General features: G+C 62.8%; 18 protein-coding genes. 2 read left to right on the top strand and 16 right to left on the bottom strand.

Annotation, left to right across the window (positions count from 1 at the left end):
* Positions 1-77: 77 nt before the first annotated feature.
* The 13 genes from fabZ to dnaE all read right to left on the bottom strand — a co-directional run bounded on the left by fabZ (position 78) and on the right by dnaE (position 18173).
* Positions 78-536: a 3-hydroxyacyl-ACP dehydratase FabZ gene (gene fabZ / locus AC1RKJ_RS01005; protein ID WP_492789049.1), complete on the bottom strand. Its 459-nt coding sequence runs from the start codon at positions 534-536 to the stop codon at positions 78-80.
* Positions 536-1621, bottom strand: coding sequence for a UDP-3-O-(3-hydroxymyristoyl)glucosamine N-acyltransferase (lpxD, locus tag AC1RKJ_RS01000; RefSeq protein ID WP_492789048.1), 1086 nt, complete (start codon positions 1619-1621; stop codon positions 536-538). Before lpxD ends, fabZ begins: the two co-directional genes overlap by 1 nt.
* Before the next feature lie 144 nt (positions 1622-1765).
* The gene (gene bamA, locus AC1RKJ_RS00995) at positions 1766-4297 is read right to left on the bottom strand and encodes an outer membrane protein assembly factor BamA (RefSeq protein ID WP_492789047.1); all 2532 of its coding nucleotides are present in this window, start codon (positions 4295-4297) and stop codon (positions 1766-1768) included.
* A 171-nt stretch (positions 4298-4468) separates the two neighbouring features.
* Entirely contained in the window at positions 4469-5617 is a 1149-nt protein-coding gene (rseP, locus tag AC1RKJ_RS00990; RefSeq protein ID WP_492789046.1) for an RIP metalloprotease RseP, read from the bottom strand.
* Positions 5618-5663: 46 nt separating this feature from the next.
* Entirely contained in the window at positions 5664-6887 is a 1224-nt protein-coding gene (gene dxr, locus AC1RKJ_RS00985) for a 1-deoxy-D-xylulose-5-phosphate reductoisomerase (protein WP_492789045.1), read from the bottom strand.
* Positions 6888-6891: 4 nt separating this feature from the next.
* A complete protein-coding gene (locus tag AC1RKJ_RS00980; protein WP_492792613.1) occupies positions 6892-7680 on the bottom strand; it encodes a phosphatidate cytidylyltransferase in 789 nt (262 codons plus the stop codon).
* A gap of 62 nt (positions 7681-7742) precedes the next feature.
* Positions 7743-8501, bottom strand: coding sequence for an isoprenyl transferase (locus tag AC1RKJ_RS00975; protein WP_492789044.1), 759 nt, complete (start codon positions 8499-8501; stop codon positions 7743-7745).
* Between the two features lie 12 nt (positions 8502-8513).
* Positions 8514-9077 (bottom strand): ribosome recycling factor, encoded by a 564-nt coding sequence (gene frr / locus AC1RKJ_RS00970; RefSeq protein ID WP_492789043.1) that lies wholly within the window; start codon positions 9075-9077, stop codon positions 8514-8516.
* 106 nt (positions 9078-9183) lie between these two features.
* Positions 9184-9900 (bottom strand): UMP kinase, encoded by a 717-nt coding sequence (pyrH, locus tag AC1RKJ_RS00965; protein ID WP_492789042.1) that lies wholly within the window; start codon positions 9898-9900, stop codon positions 9184-9186.
* A 92-nt stretch (positions 9901-9992) separates the two neighbouring features.
* Entirely contained in the window at positions 9993-10916 is a 924-nt protein-coding gene (tsf, locus tag AC1RKJ_RS00960) for a translation elongation factor Ts (protein ID WP_492789041.1), read from the bottom strand.
* Between the two features lie 174 nt (positions 10917-11090).
* Positions 11091-12083, bottom strand: coding sequence for a 30S ribosomal protein S2 (locus AC1RKJ_RS00955; protein WP_492789040.1), 993 nt, complete (start codon positions 12081-12083; stop codon positions 11091-11093).
* A gap of 221 nt (positions 12084-12304) precedes the next feature.
* On the bottom strand, positions 12305-14527 hold the full coding sequence (locus tag AC1RKJ_RS00950; RefSeq protein WP_492789039.1) for a caspase family protein: 2223 nt from the start codon (positions 14525-14527) through the stop codon (positions 12305-12307).
* Positions 14528-14636: 109 nt separating this feature from the next.
* A complete protein-coding gene (gene dnaE / locus AC1RKJ_RS00945; protein WP_492789038.1) occupies positions 14637-18173 on the bottom strand; it encodes a DNA polymerase III subunit alpha in 3537 nt (1178 codons plus the stop codon).
* A gap of 567 nt (positions 18174-18740) precedes the next feature.
* On the opposite strand from dnaE, the gene AC1RKJ_RS00940 reads away from it, so the two are divergent.
* Entirely contained in the window at positions 18741-19001 is a 261-nt protein-coding gene (locus tag AC1RKJ_RS00940) for a DUF3551 domain-containing protein (protein WP_492789037.1), read from the top strand.
* A gap of 36 nt (positions 19002-19037) precedes the next feature.
* Here the strand turns inward: AC1RKJ_RS00940 and AC1RKJ_RS00935 are convergent, their stop codons facing one another.
* The 3 genes from AC1RKJ_RS00935 to proS all read right to left on the bottom strand — a co-directional run bounded on the left by AC1RKJ_RS00935 (position 19038) and on the right by proS (position 22430).
* Positions 19038-19736: an ABC transporter ATP-binding protein gene (locus tag AC1RKJ_RS00935; RefSeq protein WP_492792612.1), complete on the bottom strand. Its 699-nt coding sequence runs from the start codon at positions 19734-19736 to the stop codon at positions 19038-19040.
* 8 nt (positions 19737-19744) lie between these two features.
* Entirely contained in the window at positions 19745-21013 is a 1269-nt protein-coding gene (locus AC1RKJ_RS00930) for a lipoprotein-releasing ABC transporter permease subunit (RefSeq protein WP_492789036.1), read from the bottom strand.
* A gap of 97 nt (positions 21014-21110) precedes the next feature.
* Positions 21111-22430, bottom strand: coding sequence for a proline--tRNA ligase (gene proS, locus AC1RKJ_RS00925; RefSeq protein WP_492789035.1), 1320 nt, complete (start codon positions 22428-22430; stop codon positions 21111-21113).
* A 98-nt stretch (positions 22431-22528) separates the two neighbouring features.
* On the opposite strand from proS, the gene AC1RKJ_RS00920 reads away from it, so the two are divergent.
* The gene (locus tag AC1RKJ_RS00920; protein ID WP_492789034.1) at positions 22529-22972 is read left to right on the top strand and encodes a hypothetical protein; all 444 of its coding nucleotides are present in this window, start codon (positions 22529-22531) and stop codon (positions 22970-22972) included.
* Positions 22973-23026 lie beyond the last annotated feature (54 nt).

Genomic DNA, 23026 nt, shown 5'->3' with positions numbered 1-23026 from the left:
CACTTAGGCGATTGGCGGCACAAATGCGGTCATGAATTGTTACGCATGATGACGTGCGCCGCGTCAGACCGCCGGGATCAGTCCGCCAGCATGGCGCCGACGTCGGCCTGCGCGACGATTTCGCCGTTAACCTTGGCGTCGCCGTGAAACCACCACATGTCCCGCCGCCGCGTGACCAGCTTCATATGATAATGGATGATGTCGCCCGGGCCGGTCGGCTTGCGAAACTTGCACTTGTCGATGGTCAGAAAATACACGGCGGTCGGCCGATCGGTCTCGGTCGACAACATGCCGATCACGCCTGCGGTCTGCGCCATGCCTTCGATCATCAGGACGCCCGGATAGATCGGACGATTGGGAAAATGACCCAGGAATTGCGGTTCGTTGGCTGAGACGTTCTTGATGCCGATCCCGCTGAAATCCTTGCGGATGTCGATCACCCGGTCGATCAGGAGCATGGGATAGCGATGCGGCAGTGTCTTCAGGATCTGCCCGATGTCCACGGCCTCGATGGTGATTGGCGCCTGCTCGTCCATTATGTCTTTTCCTCGTCGCCCGCCCCGGACGGCTTCGATTTCGATTTCGCGCTGCCTTCCCGGCCGAGACGTTCGATCTCAAATAACTCACGAAAGAACTGCTTGATCGGTTTTGCCGGCGAGCCGCCCCAGCGCACGCCCGGAGGCACATCGCCGACCACGCTGCTTCGCGCCGCGATCATGGCTCCGTCTCCGATCGTCGCATGATCACTCACACCGATCCGCGCCCCGAGGACAACCCCGTCGCCGAGCGTGGAGCTGCCCGCGATTCCGCTCTGGCTGACCACAATGCAGTTTCGCCCGATGGTGACGTTGTGGCCGATCTGGACGAGGTTGTCGATCTTGCTGCCCTCGCCGATGACCGTGTCGTTCAGGGCGCCCCGGTCCACAGTCGTGCCGGCGCCGATCTCCACCCCGTTCTGGATGATGACGCGGCCCGCCTGCGGCACCTTCAGATGCCCCTTCGCGCCGGGCATATACCCAAAGCCGTCCTGACCGATCCGGCAGCCCGGATGAATGATGACCTCGTTGCCGATCAGCGCGCACAGCACCGTCGCGTTCGCGCCGATGTTGCAGTCCCGGCCGATCCGGACACCCGCGCCGATCACGGCCCCCGACCCGATCACGGTTCCGGACCCAATTTCGACGTCCGGCCCGATCACCGCCAGCGGGTCGATCACCACCCCATCCTCCAGGTGAGCCGACGGATGCACCACCGCGCCCGCCGCAACGCCGCCATTGTCGAACCACGAGGCGGGCCGCAACGTATCGGGGTATAGCGCCCGCATCGCCGCAACAAACGCCCGGTACGGCTCTGCGACGCGCAGGACGGCCACGTGTAGGGGAACGCTCCCCTCCATGCGCTCATTCACCAAGCACGCGCCTGCGTGCGTCTGTTGGAGTTGGGCCGTGTATTTCCGGCTTTCACAGAATGTGAGGTGGCCGGGCCCCGCGCGATCAAGCGAGGCGGCGCCCGTGACGATCCGGTCTGCGCATGATGGATCGGCAAGCGTGGCCCCCGTCAGGGTGGCCAGATCCGCCAGCGTCACGGGTGACGGGCGTTTAAAGAATGTCCTCTGCGCCATTCCACCCGCCGCGGTCAGGGAAATGCACTTTCCCGCGACTGGAACTCCGGCTCGCTGAGGGAAAATGCCTGCAACAAATAATGCAGCGGATACCGAATGGAGTTTCGGTATCCGCCTTATGCGAAGTGCGAGTCCGATCCGAACTCAGAATGAGGTACCGCCGCCGAACCGGAATTCCTGCACGCGGTCATTCGCACCCTTGGTCAGCGGAACCGCGTAATCGAAGCGCAGCGGACCGAATGGCGACTGCCAGATCAGGCCGACACCGACCGATGAACGCACCACCATGCCGTTGGAAGCAATGTCCATGCACTGGTTCTGGGCATTGATCAAAGGCGTGCTGTTACACGACGCTCCGATAACGCCTGATGTCACTCCCTGATAGTCCCACAGCGAACCGGCGTCGGCGTAAACCGCGCCCTTCATGCCGATTTCCTTGGGCAGGAACCAGAACGGCATCTGCAATTCGGCTGACGCGCCCCAATACTTGGTACCACCAAGTGCGTCCATATAAGTGCCCTGCGTGATATCGCGCGGACCGATACCAACCGGCGCGAAGCCGCGAACGAGATTCGGACCCATCTGGAAGTGATCCAGCATGCGAATGCCGCTGCCCGTGTCGGTCAGCACACCGCCCTGCAGGCGCAGGACGCCGACGATGTCGGACACGACCGGTGTGTACAGCTTAACGTCACCCGTGGTCTTCAGATAGCTGACGTCGCCGCCGACACCGGCGAAATCCTGCGCCAGAGTCGCGAGAAGACCGCTGGTTGGGTTCTTGTTGTCGTCGAGCGTGTTGTAGGCCAGCGTGTATCCGATGGCCGACGTCGTCACCGCGCCGTTGTTAAGCCCCTGCTTCACAGCAACCGAAGCTTCGCCGTCCGCGAAACAGTTATTGCCACCGACCGCAAACGGACCGGGAATAACTCCACCCGGTGGGGAGGCCGCACTGCCACCGGCGTTGAGATAGGCGGGAGTCGGGTAGTACAACGATGATCCGAAGTCGTTGTTACAATTCGTCAGATAATACGGCAGCGTGATCTTCTGCTGCGAGATCGAGTAGCGCAGCTGAAGGTTCAGGTCTTCACGAAGCTGGAAGCCGAGGCGCGGGCTGAAACCGATCGACTGCGAATCGTACGACACGTAGCTCGAGGCGAGCTGCTTGCGCTGATAGAAGTCGAGACCGAGCGCGACGCGATAGCCGAGCAGATACGGCTCGACGACCGACAGCGAGTAACCCTGCACGCGCTGGCCGTACTGAACGGCTGCCTTCGCGTACAGACCGCGTCCCAGCAGGTTTCGTTCCGAGATGCTGACTTCGCCAAGCAGGCCGTCCGCGGTCGAGTAACCGCCGGACACGGAGAAGTCGCCGGTCGACTTCTCTTCGAGATCGACGTTCAGAACGACGCGGTCGCTGGACGATCCGGGTTCGGGAACGATCTTGACGGTCTTGAAGTAGTCGAGATTCTTGAGGCGGCGCTCGGCGCGATCGACCAGCGCGCGGTTGTAGGCGTCACCTTCGGAAATATCGAACTCGCGGCGAATGACGTAGTCGCGGGTTCGCGTGTTTCCGCGAACATTGATTCGCTCGATGTAAGTGCGCGGGCCCTCATCGATGGCGAACACAATTGAAACCGTGTGCGCTTCGAAGTTGCGGTCGCCGCGCGGTTTCACCGTCGCGAATGCATAGCCGCGCCGGGACGCCTCGATCGACATCTCCTCGACGGACTTTTCAACGGCCTCGGCGTTGTACACCGAGCCGATGCTCACACGAGACAGCGGGCGGAATGCGTTTCCGTCGAGCGTCGAGATGCTGGATTGGAACTCGACCGAAGCGACACGGTACTGCTGGCCTTCCTCGATCTTGAAGGTCACGAGGAATCCCTTGCGCTCGGGATCATACTCGGTCAGCGCGGCAACGATCTGAATGTCGGCGTAGCCGTTCTTCAGGTAGTAGCGGCGCAAAATATCACGATCGGCCTCGATGCGGTCCGGATCATAGACGTCGTTGCCGCCGAGGAAGCTGAGGAAGTTGCTTTCGCGGGTCTTGATCACGTCCTTCAGGCGATAGGACGAAAACGCCTGGTTGCCGATGAACTCGATCGACTTGACGCCGGTTTTCGCACCCTCGGTGACCTCGAAGACAAGGTCGACGCGGTTGTTCGGCTGCTCGATGATTTTCGGTTCGACCCGGACATCGTAACGGCCGCTGCGGCGATAGATTTCGGTAATGCGTGCGGTGTCGGCCTGAACCATCGCGCGCGACAGCGTTCCGCGGGCCTTCGACTGGACTTCGGCCGAGAGTTGCTCGTCCTTGACCTTCTTGTTGCCTTCGAAAGCGACGCGCCCGATGACGGGGTTTTCGACAACCACGACGACGAGACGTCCGCCGGCGTTGTTGATCCTCACGTCCTGAAACAGGCCGGTTTCGACCAGGGCCTTCAGCCCGTCATCGATACGGGCGCTGTCCAGACGCCCGCCGGGGCCTGGTTTGAAATAGGAGCGGATGGTGTCGGCTTCGATACGGCGATTGCCTTCGACCCCAATGGACGCCGCGGTCTGGGCGGCAGCCTGAGACGACACAAGCGTCGCCGTCGCCACAGCGGCGACCGGCAAAGCAACCATGACCAGGGCAGCGACCAGGCCGCCCCGTAGCACTCGCATTCCAACCATCATGCGCCAGGCGCCCTTGTCATTCCAAAGCCGACCCGTTTCCGGACCGGGAGATTCCCCAATGTTGCACCGCTTGTAGCCAATTTTGCCAAATGGGCAAACGACCTTTCGCGGCGCAATTCCAATTTCCCAACAAGACGTTGCTGTTCGGCCACGCCTGTAAAAAAGCCGCAATCAGGACGCGGCGAGATGCAGGATATCGTTGTAGGTCGCGAAGATCATCAGCATCAGCACCAGAGCCAGCCCGACCCGGAATCCAAGCTCCTGCGACCGCTCCGACAGCGGCTTCCCGCGGATCGCTTCCACGGCGTAGAACAAAAGGTGTCCACCATCGAGAAGCGGCACCGGAAACAGGTTGAGAAGGCCAATGGAGACCGACAGTACCGCAGCCAGGTGAATCAACGCTGAAAGACCGATGGTGGCCACCTGCCCCGAGATCTGGGCGATCCGGATCGGGCCGCCGACCTGGTCCGCATTCTCCCGGCCGGTGAAGATACCGCCGATATAGGAGACCGTCCGGTCCACCACGAACCAGGTCTCCTTGACGCCCAGCCAAACAGCGGTCGCCGGATTCACTGGTTGGGTGATGGTGTCCCCCGGCCCCGATGCGCGGGTGATTCCGAGAACGCCGACACGATGGACGTTGCCGAAGCTGTCCTTGATGTCGCGCTGCTGCGGCGTGCCGGTCAGTTTGATGACCTGATCACCGCGCTTCACCGTGAACACCAGTGGCGTACCCGCCTTGGTGCTGACGATCCGCTGCATCTGGGTGAAGCTTTCGATGGCAGTGCCGTCGATAGCGGCGACGACGTCTCCCGACTTGAACCCGGCCGAAGCGGCGGCGCTGTTTTCCTGAACGGTATCGACGCGCGCGGTCTGGCTCGGCTTGCCGAAGAACGTGAACAGCGCGGCGAAGATGACAATCGCAAGGATAAAGTTCGCGATCGGACCCGCAGCGACAATCGCGGCGCGCGCTCCGACCTTCTTGTGATGGAAACTGACGTTGCGTTCGGCCTCGGTCATCGTCTGGAGCGTGTCGGACGACGGCGTGCTGGCCTCCGACTCGTCACCAAAGAACTTGACGTAACCGCCGAGAGGAATGGCCGACACCTTCCAGCGGGTGCCGTGGCGGTCGTTGAACCCGAACAGTTCCGGGCCGAAACCGAGCGAGAACGTGAGGACCTTTACCCCGCACCAGCGCGCGACAAGGAAATGGCCGAGCTCGTGAAAGAACACGACGATGGTGAGGACAAACAGGAAGGGGATAATGTAGCCGATCAGGCCATGACTCAACGTACTGAAACTATTCAGGAAAAAATCCACAAGCCTATCCCTCACCAGCAAGCCGCATGGCCCCGTCCCCAACCTACTAGGATGCCTTTAAGGCAATTTGAGGCAAGAGGGCGGCAGCACTATTTCGCGCGATATGGTCAACGGAAATCGCGTCATCCGCGCTTGCCAGCGGCGCCAGATTTCCGCTCCGTACCCAGTTGTTCAGCGTCGCCTCGACCAGCTGCGCGATACCGCCGAAGCGGATCTTTTGCGCGACAAATGCCGCCACCGCGACCTCGTTCGCAGCGTTGTACACGGTTGTCGCGCCATTGCCTGTGCGGAGCGCGTCGTAAGCGAGTTTCAACCCCGGGAACCGGGTGTAGTCCGGCGCTTCGAACGTGAGCGAGCCGATCTTGGCAAGGTCCAGCGTCGCGGCGCGGCCGACGATGCGATCGGGCCAGCCGAGGCAATGCGCAATCGGCGTGCGCATGTCGGGGGTGCCGAGTTGCGCCATTACTGAGCGGTCCGAGAATTCCACCATGCCGTGAACGATGGACTGCGGATGCACCAGCACATCGATCTCGTCCGGCGACAGCGCGAACAGATAAGAGGCTTCGATGACCTCGAGGCCCTTGTTCATCATCGACGCGGAATCGATGGTGATTTTCTGCCCCATGGTCCAGTTCGGATGTTTCAGCGCCTGCGCAAGTGTCGCCTGCTCGATGTCGGCGGCTTTCCACGTGCGGAACGGACCGCCGGAGGCTGTGATGATGACGCGCACGAGTTCGTCGCGGTTGCCGGAGGCCAGCGCCTGAAACAGCGCGTTGTGCTCGGAATCCGCCGGCAGGATGCAGGCCCCTGCTTTCAGCGCGCGGTCCATGAAGAAGTCACCGGCACAGACGAGGCATTCCTTGTTGGCGAGCGCGATGGTCGCGCCGCGATCCGCCGCCGCCAGCGCAGGCTTCAGCCCCGCAGCGCCGCTGACCGCCGCCATGACCCAGTCGGCCGGCCGTTCCGCGGCTTCGATAATGGCGCTGTCGCCCGCGCCATGCGCGATGCCCGTTCCGGCCAGCGCGTCGCGCAGTTGACCGAGCAGCGAAGCATCCGCCACCGCCACGTAGCGCGCGTTGAATTCCTTCGCGAGCTTGACCAGCGCGTCTACATTGCTGTTCGCGGTCAGCGCTTCGACCTGATAGCGCTCCGGCGAGGCGCGCAGCAGATCCATCGTGCTGTCGCCGATGGAACCGGTGGCGCCCAGCACCGTCACGCTGCGCAGGGCGGACGCGGCAGGCTTGTCGTTACGCAACGGAACTGCATTCATCTCATCACCAAACCATGAAACCGCGACCGACGCCATCGAGGCCGCCGCGCATAAAGCCAATAACCGCGGCGACAACAATCGCCACAACGAAACCGTCGAGCCGGTCCAGCAATCCGCCGTGACCGGGAATGATCTGGCTCGAATCCTTGACGCCGAACGTGCGCTTGATTGCGGATTCGAACAGGTCGCCGAGTTGCGAAACAACCGACAGCACCGTGCCGAGCAGCAGCAATGGAAGCATCTTGCCGAAACCGAGCAACGCGAAAATAGCAGCGACCGCGAGACTCAGCACCAGTCCGCCGACCGCGCCCGCCCATGTCTTCTTCGGGCTGACGCGCGGCCAGAGCTTCGGTCCACCGATGCCTCGTCCCGCGAAGTAACCGCCGATATCGGTCATCCACACGACCAGCAGCACGAAGATGAGCGCGACAAATCCGAAGTCCGCATCGAGGCGTACCAGAACGGACGCGACAAGCGCCGCCGCCGCATATACCAGTCCGCTCGTGACCCAGAGGCGCCGACCGCGCGCAAGAATTGCCAGCAACACAAGTCCCGCCGCGATGACCGCAAGCGTCACATCAAGGCGTCCGCCCCCGAGAAACGGCCCGGCGATCACGAGCGCGACAATTCCAACCGCCGCGACGATGCGGTTGTGCGACGCGCCGACGACCATCAGCCATTCGAAGTAAAGCAACGCTGCTGCCGCCGTCACAAGGCAGACCCACGGCCAGCCGCCGGCCCACGCAATTGCAATGGTCAGCGGCGCAAGCACAAGCGCCGCGATCACGCGCATAAAGAGATTGCTCGAGCCTTTGACGGAATCCGGTGTGGGGGTCGTATCCGGCGTCACGCCGCTCACGATCCGGTTTTCGCGACCAGGCCGCCGAAACGGCGCTCGCGGGTCGCGTATTCGGCAATCGCGCCTTCCAGCGCGGCCTTGTCGAAGTCCGGCCAATGGACAGGGACGAAAACCAGTTCGCTGTAAGCGGCCTGCCACATCAGAAAATTCGACAGGCGCTGCTCGCCACTGGTGCGAATGATCAGGTCGGGGTCCGGAATATCCGGCGCATCGAGCGCACGGCCGAGAGTTTCGGGCGTGATCGTGGAAGGATCGCGCTTGCCCTCTGCGACTTCTCGCGCGAGCCGTTGCGCGGCGTTGGCGATTTCCTGCCGCGAGCCGTAGTTGAAAGCCACGACCAGCGTGAGGCGGTCGTTGTTTCGCGTGAGTTCTTCGGCTTCGGTCAGGAGCGCACAAATATCGGACTCCAGCCCCTCGCGTTCGCCGATCACGCGAACCCGCACACCGTCGGCATGCAGCGTCGCGAGATCGTTGCGAATAAACCGGCGCAGCAGACCGAACAGATCGCCGATCTCGCTCGCAGGGCGCGACCAGTTCTCCGAGCTGAACGAGAAGATCGTCAGATAGGAGATGCCGAGTTCGCCGGTGGCGCGGACCACCTTGCGCAGCGCCTCGACACCGCGGCGGTGTCCCTCGGCGCGGGGCAATCCCCTCGCCGCCGCCCAGCGTCCGTTGCCGTCCATGATGATCGCGACATGCCGCGGCGCATCGGCACGATCCGATGGCTCTGGCTTTGGCATGGCGCCGTTGGACATTCGCGCGATCTCTTAAACGGTGAGGATTTCTTTTTCCTTGGTGCCGAGCAGCTTGTCGATGTCGGCAATCGCGGCGTCGGTCGCCTTCTGCACGTCGTTCGAAAAACGCTTCTCGTCGTCTTCCGAAATCTGGTGATCCTTTTCGGCTTTTTTCAGCACGTCGAGTCCGTCGCGGCGGACATGACGAACCGCGACGCGCGCGGCTTCGGCATACTTGTGCGCGACTTTCACCAGTTCCTTGCGGCGCTCTTCGTTGAGTTCGGGAATCCGCAGGCGGATGACCTGACCTTCGGTCGCGGGGCTGAGGCCGAGGTTTGAATTGACGATCGCGGTCTCGACGGCCTTCACCATCGATTTATCCCAGACCTGCACCGACAGGAGGCGCGGCTCGGGTACGCTCACGGTCGCGACCTGATTGAGCGGCATATGGCTGCCATAGGCTTCCACCTGGACGGGTTCAACCATCGAGATCGCAGCACGTCCGGTGCGCAGTCCGCCCAGTTCGTGCCTGAGCGCGCTGATCGCGCCTTCCATCCGGCGCTTGAGATCGTTGATATCAAAGTTCGCGGCGGCCATATGATGCTACTCCTTCAAGTCTGACGCGGCCCACTCATCGACCGCACCCTGTATCTTGTTGTTCGAACACGGGCTTTTCGCTCGCGCCGTCGATGGCTGCGCGGCGTCAGCCGGAAACGATTGTGCCCTTGCCCTTGCCGCTCAGGATGGCGCCGATGGAGCCCGGCTCCGCGATCGAGAACACGATGATAGGCAATGATGTTTCGCGGGCAAGCGCGAAGGCCGTGGCGTCCATCACCTTATAGCCGCCCTCGACCGCCTGCGAATGGCTCAGCCGGTCAAACCGCTTGGCGGATTTGTCCTTCTTCGGGTCGGCGCTGTAGACGCCGTCCACATTGGTGGCCTTGAGTACCGCCTGCGCGCCGATTTCCGATGCGCGAAGGACAGCGGTCGTGTCGGTGGTGAAGTACGGATTGCCCGTGCCGCCGGCGAGCAGCACGATGCGGCCCTCGGCGAGGTATTTGTGGGCTGCGCTGCGCGTAAACAGTTCGCTGATCTGCGGCATGACGAAAGCGCACAGCGAGCGGGCCGACTGGCCCTTGCGCTCGAGCGCGGATTCGAGCGCAAGGCAATTCATAACGGTGGCGAGCATTCCCATCGTGTCGCCGGTGGTGCGGGAGACGCCGCGCGAGGAAACTTCAACGCCGCGAAAAATGTTGCCGCCGCCGACGACCACGGCGATTTCGACGCCAAGCTCGCGCGCCTTGATGATGTCGCTGGCGATGCGGTCGATGGTGGGCTGGTGAATGCCGAAGGACTGGTCGCCGGCGAGATACTCGCCGGAGACCTTGATCACAACACGTCGGTAAGCCGGTTCACCCATGCGATCGCTCACTCTCTCGAATTGAGCGCATTCCGGAGCAAAACGACTTTGCTGAATGCGCTCAGAATCTCGACCGACGCGCGCGGATGTCGTTACCCCTGGCCTGCAGCGGCAGCGACTTCAGCGGCGAAATCGGATTCCTGCTTCTCGATTCCCTCGCCCAGAGCATAGCGCACAAACCCGGTGACCTTGATAGGTCCGCCGACTTTGCCCTCAGCCTCCTTCACGGCCTGCGCCACTGTCTTGGCGCTGTCGTGAATGAAAGCCTGCTCCAGCAGGGTGACTTCCTTGTAGTAGGTCTTGAGGCCCGATTCGACGATCTTCTCGATCATGGCGTCCGGCTTGCCCTGCTGACGGTATTTGTCCGCCATCACGTCCTTCTCGCGGCGCACGGCTTCAGGATCGAGGCTCGCTGCGTCCAGCGCCTGCGGATTCGAAGCAGCAATGTGCATGGCGATCTGGCGGCCGAGGGTCGCGAGTTCGTCCTTCTTGCCGGTCGATTCGAGAGCGACGATCACGCCCATCTTGCCGAGGCCGTCGAGCACCGCGTTGTGGACGTAGCTCGCGATGACGCCGTCCTTGACGGACAGTTCGGCCGCGCGGCGCAGCGTCATGTTCTCGCCGATGGTGGCGATCGCATCCTGAATGGCGCGGTCGACCGTGAGGTCGCCGACGGGAGCCGCCTTGATCTTCTCGACGTCGGCGCCCGCCTTGAGCGCAACCTGCCCGATCATCTTGACGAGGCCCTGGAACTGCTCGTTGCGCGCAACGAAGTCGGTCTCGGAATTGACCTCGACGACGACGCCCTTGGTGCCCGCAGTGATGGCCGCGATCAGGCCTTCGGCTGCGACGCGGCCGGCCTTCTTGGCGGCCTTGGACAGACCCTTCTTGCGCAGCCAGTCGACGGCGGCTTCCATGTCGCCGTTGGTCTCGTTGAGCGCCTGCTTGCAGTCCATCATGCCTACGCCGGTCTTCTCGCGCAGATCCTTGACCAATGCTGCTGTGATCGTTGCCATCGTCGGATGTCCTTTGCCTCTGCGGGCCGCGCGGCGCAGCATGTGCTGGCAAGCCGGGTTCGACGCGCAGGATTACATATAAGCTCGCGCGTATTCAGGTCGCACTTGTGCGGAACACGCGCCGTCCGGGGAAAGACGCGGCCGGATCAACCGGCCGCGCGAGAGGTGTGAGGCTTATTCCGCTTCCGCGGTCAGCGCCTTCGACTGGGCGACCCAGCCATCGGCACGTGCCGGAAGACCGACTTCTTCGCCGATCTTGTGGGCGGTATCGTGATCGAGTTCGGCCAGCTGCCAGTAGTGGAAGATGCCGAGATCGTTGAACTTCTTCTCGATCGCGCCCGACACGCCTGTGAGCTTCTTGAGGTCGTCGGCGACGCCGCGCGGACCCGCAAGACCCTGAAAACCGACAGGTGCTGCTTCAATGGCTTCCGGAACCGGGTTGGCCATCGCGCCGATGTCGATGCCAGAGCCACCCTGTGCACGGGAGATGCCGTCGATCACCGCGCGCGCGATGAGATCGCAATACAGCGAGATCGCGCGGCCGGCGTCGTCGTTGCCGGGAACCACGTAGGTGATGCCCTTCGGATCGCAATTGGTGTCGACGATCGCGGCGACCGGAATGTTGAGGCGCTGGGCCTCCTGGATCGCGATGTCTTCCTTGTTGGTGTCGATCACGAAGATCAGGTCGGGCAAGCCGCCCATGTCCTTGATGCCGCCGAGCGAGCGGTCGAGCTTGTCACGTTCGCGCGTCAGTGTGAGGCGCTCTTTCTTGGTGTACTGCGAGCCTTCACCCGAGCCGAGCATCTCGTCGAGCTGGCGCAGGCGCTTGATCGAGCCGGACACCGTCTTCCAGTTGGTCAGCGTGCCGCCGAGCCAGCGCGAGTTGACGAAGTACTGTGCGGAACGCTTCGCGGCTTCCGCCACGCCGTCCTGTGCCTGACGCTTGGTGCCGACGAACAGCACGCGGCCGCCCTTGGCGACGGTGTCGCTGACAGCCTGCAGCGCGCGATGAAGCAACGGCACGGTCTGCGCGAGGTCGATGATGTGAATGTTGTTGCGGGCACCGAAGATGTAATCCGCCATTTTCGGATTCCATCGATGAGACTGGTGACCAAAGTGAACGCCAGCTTCCAATAGCTGACGCATCGAGAATTCAGGTAACGCCATAGTTCTATTCTCCGGTTGGTTCCTCCGGAAGCGTGTGAGCACTACGAGCCAACGACAAAAGTCTCGGCCCGGCGTGCCACCGGACGGCCTTTGAGAGCCATGCTTCCGTGTGAGATGCGCGGCTTATACCCACGCGACCGTGGTTAAGCAAGCAAATCCGGCCGATTTCACGGCGGAAGTCCCGCCGGTTGCGGCGAGACGAAGCGCTCGGTCTGCGCCCCTCAACCCGGCGGCTTGCCGGGTCTTGCGGCCGGTGCGGGCCGGGCAGCCGGAGCGGCACGGGGAGCCGGAGCCGGACGCGGGGCCATCTGCGGCCGGGGCGCCATCTGAGGCCGGGGCGCCATTTGTGGCCTTGGAGCCATTTGCGGCCTTGGAGCCGCCACCGGGCGCTGGAACTGCGGCCGTTGGATTTGAGGCCTCTGGACCTGTGGCCGGGGGGCTGTCTGGGGCCGGGACGCTATCGGCGGACGCTGGAATTGCGGCCGGGTCCGGCCCTCCGGCCGCTCAGGGCGGATTTGCGGCCGCGCGGACGGTCCTGACGGCGCGACGGTTCCCGGTCGCTCGGATGGCCGCGCGACATCGGGCCGGCCCGCCGAACCCCGGTCGATCCGTCCCGGATGACCGTCGCGTCCCGGACCGGTCGCATCCGGCGTCGGCAAGGCGTTGGGGCCGGGCCGCCCGTTCCTGTCCGGACGCGCGCCGGGTCCGGCTCCGGGAGTTTGGCCGGGCAGCACATTGCCGGGGCGAAGGTTGTTACCCGGTCTGGCTGAGTCACCCGGTTGGCCCTGCCCCGGACGACCCGGCCGATCGCGACCCGGAAGCACGCCCGCAGGCGCAGCCACCTTGCCCTGACGGATCAGGTTTGCGCGGCGCGTGGCTGATGGCGGCAGAGCCGGCGCAAACGCGGGACGCGTTGTCGCCGCTATGCCATCACGTCCTCCCGGACGGCGGCCACCGGGTCGCGCCGCGTCGAGCGACGGCGGACGCCGGTTGATGATGTTCTGAATGACGTTCGTGTTGTGAATGTTGGTGAACAGGAAACGATTGCGCGGCGGCCGCACGTAAAACGGCGCACGGATGTAAATCGGAATCGGAATGAACACCGGCTGCGGCAGATAGTACACATCGTCGTAATAAAGCGGCGGATCGAGCACGATGAAATCATCCGGCGGCGGCGGCAGGAAGAACACCGCGATCGGCGGCGGCGGCGCGAAACCAAACACCGGATCGTCGAACATCAGATAGGGCCGATCGATATATTCGTACTCATATTCCGGCGGCGGCGGCACGTCATAGGCGTACTCGTCGAACGCCGGCGGTGGCTCGAGCGCAGCAGCGATATTGGCCAGCCTGCGGCGCGCATCGGCGGCGTGCGGGCCTTTCGGATAGCGCTTTAGATAGGACCAGTACGATTGCTGCGTATTTGCGCGGTAGGTCTGCCGCCATGTGATTGCTTCGCGGCGCGCGGCAACGATCGCCCTCACCCGCTTCGCCATCGGATCGTCGGGATAGGCCGCAAGAAAGGCCTCGTAGTCCGCAATCGTATCGCGTTCGAGCGCGGCTGTGTAAGCATCCTGCGCGCCGAGATCGCGGATCGGCTTTGAACGCGCGGCGGCGCCTTGATCGGCCTGAAGCGGCGGCGCATCGGGCGCACGCTCGAAGAACATGAACTCGCCTTCGAGCTTCTGCGCATCCCATGGCACCTGCGCGCCCTTGGTCACATCGTTGACGCGCAGCCGCGTACGGTTGAAAACTTCGGGCAGCGAAATGCCGCCGGTGCGGATCATTTCCGCCAGTGCCTGCGCATAAGGACCGTAGTTGCCCGTCGGAGACGGTGCGACCGTTCCGGGCGCCGCGTTGAATGCGATCAGGCTCCTGGGCTCAGGCTCGATCAGCGCAAGACCACCGGCCAGCGGCTGGCCTTCCTTGGCGAACGGATGACTGTAGGCGGCGTCGAGAACGACGACTGTCGCCTTCAGTGGCAGCGCCGACAACTGGCGCATGTAATCGCCGACGCGCAACCCTTCGACCGGCACGTCCGTGTCGCGTGCCATGTTCGCATCGACCGGCGCAAAGTAATTCTCGCCCGCGAGCTGAAGGCCGTAGCCTGCGAGATAGACGACCGCGACAGTATCCGGTCCCGCTTTCTTGGCCTTGTTGATGAAATCACGGAAAGTCTGGCGCAGCGTCTCGCCGTCGAGATCGCGCGCGCCGACGACATCGAAGCCCGCCGCCTGCAATGTCTGGGCGATCAGGCCGGCGTCATTCGCAGCCGTCGCCAAAGGTGAGCCCTGATAGTTGCCGTTGCCGATCACCAGCGCGATACGATCCTGCTGCTGCTTCGCTTGCGGTGAAGGAGTTGGGGTCTGCGCCGCCAATGGCGACACCACGACGGCGGCCACCATGAGCACCGCGACGTTCAAGAGCCTGAGAATCCCGCGCATCGAAACAGTCCCTCGTTCAGCCCATCGCACAGTCAATTCCGTGCCGCATGAACATTGGTTGAACGAAAACCAGTCGAAATAAGGCGATGTGTTCGCCTGCGCAAAATCGTCACACGGTCTGCACGTCCACCACGCCGGATACGGCCTTTAGCGCGCCGGCAATCTGCGGCGAAACGCGGTACTTGCCCGGCAGCTTCAACTCCACCTCGGTTTCGAGATCGAGCATCATCACCAGCGTAACTTCGCCGTCGCTCGCACCTGCCGATGCCGGCGCCGGTTTGGTTTGCTGGAAGCGGCCTGCACCACCCGCCGGTGCCGCGGCATGGCCCACCAGTCGCTTCTCGATCGATTCCAGCGGCTTGTCGTCACGCACGAAAATGCGCAGTCCCTTCTGCGTCTTGGCGGCGGCATCGTCGAGCGGTTCGGCGTGCAGCACCCGCGCGCGCACGTCTTCGCCCTGAAGTTCCGCGCCAAGCTGCATGAGAACAGCGGAGCCCGGCTCAAGAACATCGCGATACTGCGCCAGTCCTTCCGAGAAAAGCACCGCTTCAAAATGGCCGGTCGGGTCGGACAATCCGATGATGCCCATTTTGTTGCCGGTTTTCGTGCGGCGCTCCATCCGCGACACCACTGTCGCGGCGACACGCCCTGCCGTCGCGCCCGTTTTGACCGCGCGGGAGAACTCGCTCCATGACTGCACACGCAGACGCTTCAGTACGGTCGCGTAGTCGTCCAGCGGATGGCCCGACAGGAAGAAGCCGATGGCGTCGTATTCACGGCGCAGGCGGTCCGCCGGCAGCCATGGTTCCAGATTGGGAAGCACGATGCTCGGCGCATCCGCCGAACCGCCGAACATGTCGTTCTGTCCGCTGGTCGATGCTTCGTGGCCGCGCTGGCACGCCGCGACGATGGCGTCCGCGCCTGCGAACACCCGCGCGCGATTGGCGTCGATGGTGTCGAAGGCGCCTGCCGCCGCGAGACTTTCCACGACACGCTTGTTGATGGCACGCGGATTCACACGCGCGGCGAAATCGGCCAGCGACGTGAACGCGCCTTCTTTCCGCGCCTCGACGATGAGATCGACAGCGTGGCCACCGACGCCCTTCAGCGCGGCGAGCGCGTAATAGATCGTCTTGTCGTTGACTTCGAACGTCGCGCCCGAGCGATTGACCGACGGCGCTTCGACCTTGATGCCGAGCCGTTGCGCTTCCGCGCGGAATTCCGACAGCTTGTCGGTGTTGTTCATGTCCAGCGTCATCGACGCGGCGATGAACTCCACCGGATAATGCGCCTTCATGTAGGCGGTCTGGTACGACACCAGCGCGTAGGCCGCTGCGTGGCTCTTGTTGAAGCCGTAGTCGGCGAACTTCGCGAGCAGCTCGAAGATAACCTCGGCCTGCCCTTTCGGCACGCCGTTCTTGACGGCCCCCGCGACGAAACCGGCGCGCTGCTTGTCCATCTCGGCGCGGATCTTCTTGCCCATCGCGCGGCGCAGCAGGTCGGCGTCGCCGAGCGAGTAGCCCGCCATGACCTGCGCGATCTGCATCACCTGTTCCTGATAGATGACGACGCCGAACGTTTCCTTGAGGATCGGCTCCAGCATCGGATGCAGGTATTCAGGCTCCTCGTCACCGTGCTTGCGCGCACAATAGGTCGGGATGTTCGCCATCGGACCCGGGCGGTACAGCGCGACCAGCGCGATGATGTCCTCGAAACGGTCGGGGCGCATGTCCACCAGCGCGCGCCGCATGCCCTGACTTTCAACCTGGAACACGCCGACCACTTCGCCGCGCGCCAGCATCTCGTAACTCGGCTTGTCGTCGAGCGGCAGCGTCGCGAGATCGACCTCGACCCCGCGCTGCTTCAGGAGCTTCACCGCGACATCGAGCACGGTCAGCGTCTTCAGACCGAGGAAGTCGAACTTCACCAGTCCCGCCGGCTCCACCCACTTCATGTTGAACTGCGTGACCGGCATGTCCGATTTCGGATCGCGGTACATGGGCACGAGTTCAGAGAGTGGCCGGTCGCCGATCACGATGCCGGCGGCGTGGGTCGAGGCATGACGCGTCAGGCCCTCGAGACGCTGCGCGATGTCGAAGGCGCGGGCCACCACCGGATCTTCATCGCGAAACGCCTGCAACTTGGGTTCGCTGGCGATCGCCGCCGACAGCGTCACCGGTGCTGCGGGATTTTGCGGCACCAGCTTGGTGAGCCGGTCCACCTGTCCGTAAGGCATCTGCAGCACGCGGCCGACGTCGCGCAGCACGCCGCGCGCCTGCAGGGTTCCGAACGTGATGATCTGGCCGACCTGTTCGCGGCCGTAGCGGTCCTGCACATAGCGGATCACCTCGCCGCGGCGGTCCTGACAGAAGTCGATGTCGAAGTCCGGCATCGACACGCGCTCGGGATTGAGAAAGCGCTCGAACAGCAGGCCGAAACGGATCGGATCGAGGTCGGTAATCGTCAGCGCGTAGGCCACCAATGAGCCCGCGCCCGAACCACGGCCCGGGCCGACGGGAATCCCCTGAGCTTTCGCCCATTTGATGAAGTCCGACACGATCAGGAAGTAGCCCGAATAATTCATGCGGGTGATGACGTCGATCTCGAACGCCAGACGCGCGCGGTACTCTTCCTCGGACACGCCCTGGGCCAGACCGTGGGTCGCAAGACGTCCCGCCAGTCCTTCCTCGGCCTGACGGCGTAACTCGGCGCCCTCCTCACCTTCCGCATTATCCGAATTGGCACTTCCGACAACCGTGAAGCGCGGCAGGATCGGCTTGCGCGTCTTCGGGCGGAACGCGCAGCGTTTCGCGATTTCGACGGTGGAGGCTAGCGCCTCCGGCAAGTCGGCAAACAGCACGGCCATTTCGGCGCGAGTCTTGAAGCGATGATCAGGGGTCAGCTGGTTGCGGTCGGTCTCCGAGACCAGCCGCCCGCCCGCAATACAAAGCAGCGCGTCGTGCGCTTCGTAATCGTCGGCGGTTGCGAAATACGGCTGGTTGGTCGCGACCAGCGGCAGGTTACGCGCGTAAGCCATGTCGATCAGGACGGATTCGCAGCGGCGCTCGCTCTCAAGTCCATGACGCTGCAATTCAATATAAAGCCGGTCGCCGAACAAGTTCGCCAGCACGTCGCAGCGCGCCTGCGCCAGCGCGGGCTGATCGGCGACGATCGCCTGCGCGATCGGCCCGTCCGGTCCTCCGGTCAGCGCGATGAGGCCGCCGGTCTCGCCTTCCAGCCACTCAACCTTGATGTGAGGCGCCTGATTGACCGGCGTGTCCTGAAACGCGCGGGAGTTCAGTTTCATCAGGCTGCGATAGCCGTCTTCATTGGTCGCGAGCAGGACGATGCGCGCGGGTGCGAGCGCGTTGCGCGCCGTGATGTCCTGATCGCCGAAATCGACCGACACCGCACAGCCGGTAATAGGCTGGATGCCGTAGCCGGCGATCTTCTCGGAAAATTCCAGCCCCCCGAACATGTTGTCGTTGTCGGTCAGCGCCAGCGCGGGCTGACGGTCGGCCTTGGCGAGTTCCGCCAATTTGGCGATCGTCATCGAACCTTGCAGCAGCGAATAGGCCGAATGAACGTGCAGATGAACGAATCCGGGATCCGACGCGGACAATTTCGACGGTACGTTTTTGGACATGCTTACCTTGGCAACCTTCGCAAACGCGATTCATCGGTGGATGAACAGCCTGCGATGCAGAGCGACTAGGAAAAGCCGGCGACTCCGGGAGCCGCGACTCAGAGAGACTGATGGTGGTGCCTTGAGCAGTGGGTGTCCACGCGGAACACGCCGACCTGTCGGTCCATCATCCTTATCCCCAGCCTCTCGGCATTCTCGAACATTCCCGAGGATGCGAGCTTTACATCTGAGGAATGACTTGCGCCCAGATCGCGATCATTCCAACGAAAAGCACCAGCGAGGTCAGCGCAGCGGCTTCTTCCACGAACGTCTTCAACATGATCCAACTCCTCATCGGTCTATGAGAACGTAATAAGAACATTGTTCCTTATTTGTTCTCAAAGTCAAGCAGGGACCAACACCGGAAAAGCCGCTGAAACCAACAAAGCTAACGACTCGTAAATTGGCGTCAGGGGCAGCCGTGCGACGCCGTTGCGCGCGAACGTGAGTTGACCACGCAGGCTTGAACCGCTTTGTGTGGGACAAATACCAACGGAGAGTCGGCAGTCAGCCGAACAGGAGATCCCAATGCGAACTTTGATTCTGGCTGCAGCGGCTATCGGCGCCGCCTTGACCTTTCAGCCTTCCGCCGCCGAGGCGCGCAACCTTCCGTTCTGTCTCTTCAGCCCGAACACCTCGGATCGTGGCGATTGCAGCTACTACACCTACGCACAGTGCATGATCACGGCCTCTGGGCAGCGCGCCTACTGCGACCGGAACTATTTCTACCAGGGCGGCTATGACGAGCCGGATGACCGGATTTATTCACGCAGGCGCCGGTCGTACTGATCAATCGGTACTCTAACGGCGCTCACCTAACAGCGTTCAGTCGAGTTCGACGACGTGGCCGTCCTGAAGCGACACACGGCGGTCCATCCGTGCAGCCAGATCCATATTATGCGTCGCGATCAGCATCGCGACGCGCGTCGCCTTCACAAGCTGCGTAAGCGCCTTGAACACATGATCCGCGGTATGCGGATCGAGATTCCCGGTCGGCTCATCGGCGAACAGAACCCGCGGCGCATTGGCGACCGCGCGGGCAATCGCCACGCGCTGCTGCTCGCCCCCTGACAATTCCGCCGGCCGATGCGTTACGCGATCTGCCAGGCCGAGATAGGCCAGGATTTCCTGCGACCGCTTGATGGTTTCCTTCTTCGGCAGGCCGCGGATCATCTGCGGCATCATCACATTCTCAAGCGCGGAGAATTCCGGCAGCAGCCGGTGCGACTGATAGACGAAACCGATGTCGGTGCGGCGGATCTGCGTGCGCTCTGAGTCCGACAATCCGGACGTCGCGGTCCCGCCGACATAGACCTCGCCCTCGTCGGGCTGCTCCAGCAGCCCTGCGATGTGCAGCAGCGTCGATTTTCCCGTACCGGACGGTGCGACCAGCGCGACCGACTGGCCTTCCCACAGCGCCAGACTTGCGCCGTCGAGAATGGTCAGCGTCGCTTCGCCCTGTTTGTACCGCCTGCGGACGTCGTGCAGATACACGACCGGAACGCCATTTTCCCCCTGCTCCATCTGTGCGCTCATTCGTATCTGAGAGCTTCGATGGGATCGAGGCGCGCGGCGCGCCACGACGGATACAGCGTCGCCAGAAACGACAGCGTCAACGCCATGATGACGACTGCCGCGGTTTCCCCGACATCGACCTCAGCCGGGAGCTTGGACAGGAAATACAGTTCCGGCGAGAACAGTTCGGTGTTGGTCATCCACGAAATGAACTGCCGGATCGATTCGATGTTCATGCAGATCAGCAGCCCCAGCAGAAATCCGACGAGAGTCCCGACCACGCCAATGGCCGCGCCGGTGATCAGGAACACCCGCATCACCGAGCCTTGCGACGCGCCCATGGTGCGCAGGATCGCGATGTCGCTGCCCTTGTCCTTCACCAGCATGATGAGGCCGGAGACGATGTTCAGCGCGGCCACCAGCACGATCAGCGTCAGGATCAAGAACATTACGTTGCGCTCGACCTGCAAGGCATTGAAGAACGTGGAATTGCGCTGTCGCCAGTCGACCAGAAAGATCGGCCGCTGCGCCGCTTCGGTCACCGACTTTCGGAAGACGTCGATCTTGTCGGGATTGGTCGTGTAGACCTCGATGGCGGTCACGTCATTGGCGCGGTTGAAATAGGCTTGCGCTTCGACCAGCGGCATGAAGACGAACGAGGCGTCGTACTCGGACATCCCGATCTCGAACACCGCCGCGACCTTGTAGGGCTTGATGCGCGGCGTCGTGCCCATGGGCGTCACCGCGCCGCGCGGCGCCACCAGCGTGATGCTGTCCCCGGCGCGCAGCGACAATTGATCCGCGAGGCGGCGGCCGATCGCGACACCCTGCCCCTCGTCGAAGCCTTCCAGCGTGCCCTGCTTGATGTTCTTGGTGATCGACGTGACGCTGTTGAGGTCCTGAGCCCGGATACCCCGGACGAAAACGCCCGACGCATTGAACGGCGACGACGCCAGCGCCTGTCCGTCCACCACCGGAGCCGCGAGGCGAATCCCGTCGACCCGGCTGATGCGCTCGGCCACTTCCTTCCAGTCCGTCAGCGGCGATTCCAGCGGCTGCACAACCACATGGCCGTTGAGGCCGAGAATCTTGTCGAGCAATTCCTTGCGGAAGCCGTTCATCACGGCCATCACGATAATGAGCGTCGCCACCCCGAGCATGATCCCAAGGAACGAAAATCCGGCAATGACCGAAATGAACCCTTCCTTGCGCCGCGCCCGCAGATAGCGGGACGACAACATCCATTCGAATGGCGCGAAAGGTGGGGTCCGAACTGGCTCGCTCATGTTGGTTCCATGGTTCGGATTTTCACACGAATCGGGCGAATTCTAGTCTCGTGCCGCAGTAACTGCGACACGGCCGGTACATAAATCGGTGTATGACTTAAGGCGCGAAGCGATTGATCGCGTCGTCAAGGCTCATGAACTCACGCGATCCGTCGCTGCGGCGCTTGATTTCGACCTTGCCCTCGGCGAGCCCCTTCGGCCCGATCAAAACCTGCCAGGGAATGCCGATCAGGTCGGCAGTGGCGAATTTACCGCCCGGCCGCTGGTCGGTGTCGTCGTACAGAACATCCACGCCCTTGGCCGTCAGCGCCGCATAGAGCTTCTCGCAGGCCGCGTCGGTATCGCTGCCGCCCTGCTTGAGATTGAGAATGGCGATCCGGAACGGCGCCACCTCTTCCGGCCACTGAATGCCGTTCTCGTCGTGGCAGGCCTCGATGATCGCGCCCACCAGACGCGACACGCCGACGCCGTAAGAGCCGCCATGAACCGGCTTCTCCGCGCCGTCGGGACCGGACACGACCGCTTTCATGATGTCGGAGTATTTGGTGCCGAAGTAGAAAATCTGCCCGACCTCGATACCACGGGTCTGCACCCGCTTGTCGGCCGGCACCTCGCGCTCGTAGCGCGCAGCATCGTGAACGTCCTCGGTGGCGGCGTAGAGATCCGTCCACTGCTTGATGATCGGCGTGAGATCGCCGTTGTAATCCACGCTCGCGTCCGGCACCGGCAGGTCGAGCACGTCCTTGTTGCAGAACACCCCGGACTCGCCGGTCTCCGCCAGCACGATGAACTCGTGGCTGAGATCGCCGCCGATGGGTCCGGTCTCGGCGCGCATCGGGATCGCCTTCAGGCCCATGCGCGCGAAGGTGCGCAGGTAAGCCACGAACATCCTGTTGTAGGATAGCCGCGCCGCCGCCTCGTCGATATCGAACGAATAGGCATCCTTCATCAGGAATTCGCGGCCGCGCATCACGCCGAAACGCGGACGCTGTTCGTCGCGGAATTTCCATTGAATATGATAGAGGTTGAGCGGAAGGCTCCGGTAAGACTTCACGTAAGCCCGGAAGATCTCCGTGATCATTTCCTCGTTGGTCGGCCCGTACAACAGCTCGCGCTTGTGGCGGTCGGCAATGCGCAGCATCTCCGGCCCGTAGGCGTCGTAGCGTCCGCTCTCGCGCCACAGATCGGCGAGTTGCAGCGTCGGCATCAGAAGCTCGATCGCCCCCGCGCGGTCCTGCTCCTCACGCACGATCTTTTCGATCTTTTTCAGCACCCGTAAGCCGAGCGGCAGCCACGCATAGATGCCGGCCGCTTCCTGCCGCATCATGCCGGCGCGCAGCATCAGCCGGTGCGACACGATCTCCGCCTCTTTCGGCGTCTCCTTGAGAATTGGCAGAAAAAAACGCGACAATCGCATGGGATCACTCAGGGTTTTCGATTGGTCAGGGAATCGGCAGCGAAGCCTAGGAACCTTTTCAGTGAAAGCGGATCAAATGGCAAAACACAAGAGGAAGCATGGGTGTGGTTTTTGGGGGATTTGCGGTTCCCTCCACCCATGGTAACAGCCTGATGGGGTTTAAAATGGGTGCAGCACGGATCAGAACGATTGGACGATGGGCTGCGTTTGTCGCAGCCTATGCGCTCGTCTTCAACGTGATGCTGACCAGCGCGCTGCTGGCCAAGGTTTCCCCTCTCAAGCTCGATGCCCTGCACGAACTGTGTCTCAATGGCGCTTCGTCGCCGGCAGATGCAGGCGGCGGTACCGATGACGGCAAGCCGATCATCCGCTGCCCGCTGTGTGTCTCCAGCGCAGCAGCAGTGGCTGACCTGCCGCATACCCCCGCGCTGGCCATCCGTATCGCGTTGCAGGTTTTCTTCGAGCCCGTGCGCCACGATGACGGCATCGCGCGCTTCGCGGTCCTCGATCACCAGCCCCGCGGCCCTCCCCACCTGAGCTGACGACCAGCGCTTCGGCGCATCCGTTCAATCGTCAACGTCACTGGTGGGACTAAG

The organism is Afipia sp. GW822-FHT04G07, from assembly GCF_058800765.1.
This window is presented reverse-complemented; position numbering and strand designations above follow the sequence as displayed.